Origin of the sequence: Paenibacillus sp. RC21, assembly GCF_044907935.1 — a bacterium.
Taxonomy (GTDB): domain Bacteria; phylum Bacillota; class Bacilli; order Paenibacillales; family Paenibacillaceae; genus Paenibacillus; species Paenibacillus terrae_A.
The window spans coordinates 1-1,425 of the sequence record NZ_JBIYCS010000028.1; the positions used below are offsets into that span (position 1 = coordinate 1).

1 protein-coding gene is annotated in these 1,425 nt (G+C 61.2%); it reads left to right on the forward strand.

Annotated elements, in window-relative coordinates:
* Nucleotides 1-36 precede the first annotated feature (36 nt).
* The coding region (locus ABIA61_RS26625; protein WP_404581518.1) for a condensation domain-containing protein at nucleotides 37-1,425 on the forward strand (1,389 nt) is incomplete at its 3' end.

Below are 1,425 nucleotides of genomic sequence, written 5' to 3' on the forward strand. Positions count from 1 at the left end.
AAGTTTGTGGCGAATCCCTTTGTGCCGGGGCAACGGATGTACCGGGCGGGTGACGTAGCGCGCCGGCGGATCGACGGGGAGCTGGAGTATATCGGACGTACGGACGATCAGGTGAAAATCCGGGGCTACCGGATTGAACTGGGGGAAGTGGAAGGTGCGATTCGGGCGCTGACTGGGGTCCGGGAGGTGGTAGTGATCGCCCGTTCGGCAGAGAGCGGATGGCAGGAGCTGTGTGCCTACGTCGTCACGGACGGGAACATGACGGGTAGAGAATTGCGGGCAGCGCTGAGTGCGTCGCTACCGGAGTATATGATCCCGACCTACTTCGTGCCTCTGGAGGCGCTGCCGCTGACGTCCAACGGAAAAATGGACCGCAAGGCACTGCCCGCGCCACAGGCGTACGTGGAGCCAGGTGTTGCTTACGCACCGCCGCGCAATGCAGTCGAGGAGCATCTCGTCTCGATCTGGGCAGCGGTATTGGGGGTGGCGCAGGTCGGCATTTATGATTCCTTCCTGGATCTGGGCGGGGACTCCATCAAGTCCATCCAGGTGTCAGCGAAGCTGTTCCAAGCGGGCTACCAGGTGGGGATGAAAGAACTGCTGACCAATCCTACGATTGCCGCCTTAAGTTCCCATGTCGAGCCGGTGAAGCGGACGGCAGAGCAAGGCGAGATCCGCGGGGTTACGGGAATGACCCCGATCCAGCAGGCCTTCGTGATCGAGCAGGCGACCGACCTGCATCACTATAACCAGTGTGTCGTTTTGCAGCGCCCGGACGGTTGGGAAGTGAGGGCGCTGCAAGCCGCGATGCAGGCGATAACGGATCACCATGATGCCCTGCGGACCGTGCTGCGCCGGAGCGATAGCGGTTATACGGCGTGGACCCGCCAGATCGGGGAAGGAGCGGGCTACAGCCTGGAGGTGCTGGACATGGCACCGGATACAGACAGCGAGGAAGCGATTGCGGCAGAGGCGAGCCGGATTCAGGCGACGATGGATCTGAGCGAAGGCCCACTGGTCAAGCTGGGATTGTTCCGGTGTACGGATGGCGATCATCTGCTGGTGGCGATCCACCACTGGGTCATCGACGGCGTCTCCTGGCGCATACTTCTGGAGGATTTGGGCACAGCGTATACCCAGGCACAGCAAGGGGAACCGATCCGGCTGCCGATGAAAACGGACGCCTTTCAGGCTTGGGCAGAGGGGTTGTCGCACTATGCGAGGAGTGAGGCGCTGCAGGCGGAAGCAGGGTACTGGGCGGGCATCCAAGCAACAGCAGCACCACAGCTGCCGCAGGACTACGCCGAGACAGGCGTATCTTTGGTAAAGGACAGTGAAGAAGTGACGGTGCAGTGGACAGCGGGAGAGACGGAGCAGTTGCTCAAGCAAAGTCACCGGGCATATACGACAGAGATGAATGATCTG